This is a genomic window from Stenotrophobium rhamnosiphilum (assembly GCF_003052265.1).
GTDB lineage: Bacteria > Pseudomonadota > Gammaproteobacteria > Nevskiales > Nevskiaceae > Stenotrophobium > Stenotrophobium rhamnosiphilum.
In genome coordinates this window covers 1-2,589 of sequence record NZ_QANS01000017.1, presented here as the reverse complement: position 1 = coordinate 2,589, position 2,589 = coordinate 1, and the positions used below count along the sequence as shown (strand labels likewise).

General features: G+C 52.5%; 1 protein-coding gene. It reads right to left on the bottom strand.

Going from position 1 to position 2,589, the window contains the following annotated elements:
- Positions 1-2,589 (bottom strand): RHS repeat-associated core domain-containing protein (locus CJD38_RS18290; protein WP_146166026.1); only part of this gene is annotated, 2,589 nt, incomplete at both ends.

Sequence of the window (2,589 nt, the reverse complement as noted above, 5' to 3'; positions counted from 1 at the left end):
TACATACCCATAGGTAGACCAGCTTCCTCCATTCAGCCCGATCGGATCTGATTCTACATAGCGTCCGATAAACGGACTGTAATCACGGAAGCCGTTCTGGAAGAGTCCCGTCTCGCTATCAAAATACTGACCTGGATGCCGTAGGTTGTAAGTGAAACTGGTGCCGGTGCTTCTTGGGTCTTGATCCGGCAGCGTTCCTCCGAAGGTAAACGTATCCCAAGCCCACACCGCTTGACCCGCGCTGTTATCGATCTGACGCGGCGTATTCAGATGATCAGCATGGACGTAGTACGTGCCGTCTGCTTTCAGAATCGCCACCGGCATGTTGCCGATGCGAATCGTCTCTTCGATCAGATCGCCACTGCCATCGTACTCACCACTGATCTGCCCAGCTTCGTCGTAGTTGAAGAGCGTTGTTGCTCCTGCATTCTTGCTGACGCGCTGACCCAAGCCGTTGTAGAGATAAGTAGCGCCATTGCCGACACTCAAGCGTCCTTCTACGTCGTATGTAAATACATTGATGGGCGCGATGGGGTCGTTAGGAGGAGGTGTGCCCCCAACAGCCGCGCCGCCACCGTTGACCTGTGTGCTGCGATTGCCATTGGCATCGTAGCTATAGCCTATCGTCGAAACGCTATCGCTGAAGCTGGCGAGACGATCAAGAGCATCGTAGCCGTATGTCTTGCTCCCACTGAGTGTGCTCAGACCGCTAAGCGTAATGCCGGTAATGCGAGAAGCGTTGTCATAGCTCAGCGTGCTAACAGGCGTGGTGCTGACGCGACCATCCTGATCGTAGCTGCGTGTAACGGTTTGACCGTTGGCATAGATCCAGCTCTGTGGCCCACCAAAAGGTGCATACACGATGCTGGAGACTAGCGGATTGCCGTTAAGTGTCAGCGCACTGACTTGTCCATTGGTCCAGCTGTAGCCGATCACTTTTCCAGAGGGCGTAGTCTCGCTAATGAGCCGCCCAACACTGTCATAACCGTACTGCGTAGTGAGCGTGTTGCCGCTCACCGTCTGCGCTTTTTGCGTGACACGTCCATGGATGTCGTAACTCCATGCAGTGGTACCAGAAGCGTCAGTGATGCTAGCCAAATGTCCAACGCCGTTGGTGCCGCTGTCATAGGTATAGGCGACAGTGCTGCTATCCGCACGAGTAACCAATAAAAGTCGATTCAGCGCGTCGTACTGATACTGCGTGACTTGCTCTTTCGCATCTTGCTGCGTCTTAACGTTGCCTGCAGCATCGTAGGTGTAGTTGGTTGCACCAGTGTCCGGGCTGATTACTTCGCTGACATTTCCGAAAGCGTCCGTGATGTAGCTAGTGCTAAGACTCAGTGGATCGGTGACGTTAGTGAGTTGATCCAAGGCGTCGTAGCCGTATTGAGAAACACCATTCGCTGGATCGGTCACTTGTGTGAGTCGATTCAATGCATCGTAACTATTGATCGTGCTGTGGTTCAGCGGATCATTGATGCCAGTGAGGTTGCCATTGTTGTCATAGCTGTAGACTGTGGTTTGGTTGAGCGCACCAATATCTTTCCACAACTGATTTAGATTGTTGAAAACACGGGTGCGGATTTGTACCTGTGTTCCAGCAGCGTTGTAGACCTTCTCAGATGTTCGATTGCTCATTGCATCGAGCGTGTAGACAATCTTGCTGCCCGTCTGATCCTGAATCTGCGTCAGGCGATGTGCGGCATCGTAGCTGTAACTGAGGGAAGCGCCATTGGGCAACGCCACCTGAGTCAACTGACCAACGTTGTCATAGGTGTAGTGCGTCAGTTCAGTTCCAACCAGCTTATCGGTCAACCAACCACGCGTGTTGTAGGTCAGCGTGATGTTCAGACCATTTGGATCTGTCAACGTCAGTGGACGGCCACTGCCGTCATGACTGTCGATCGTGGTCAAATGGTTTAACGCATTTTTAATTGAGCTCAACTGTCCACAACCCGCACCTGTGGCGCAGTTGTTGTAGGCGTAGGTTGTGATGTCGTTGACGTCAGTGCGCGGCCCATTCACTGTCAGCACACGACCGAAGCTGTCGTATGTGGAAGTCCACGTGCGCGAAGAATTCGTTGCCGTGTCTTTAACGGTGCGTGTGAGCGAATTGCCAAAACTGTCGTAACTGAATGTGGTCTTGCGGCCCGGTTCATTAATTTCAACTGGCAATCGATACGTGCTATGCCACGTCGTTGTGATCGTGCGCGCTTGTGCAGTGCCAGAAGCTTCCGTGCGACTCAGTTCTAACCCGCGTGCAGCATCATAGCTGTAGGTGGTGACGTTGCCGTTGTAGTCCGTCTCAGAAGCAGGATAGCCAGCAGTGTCATAGGTTGTTGCCGCTGCGACACCACAATCAAAACATGCGGCACCTGTAATTGAACTGATCTTCTGACGGCCATTGATCGTCGTGAAGTGATAAGTCCTCTGCACGCCCAAAGCATCTGTGACAAGAGGATTTGCAGGATCAGTGTAGTCAATCGTCGACTTCAGAACATTGCCTGCAAAACCACTCTGATACGCGCGGCCTTGCGCGTCATAACTGATCGTTGCGTAGAGACTATTATTTTCGTCAACGATACCGGT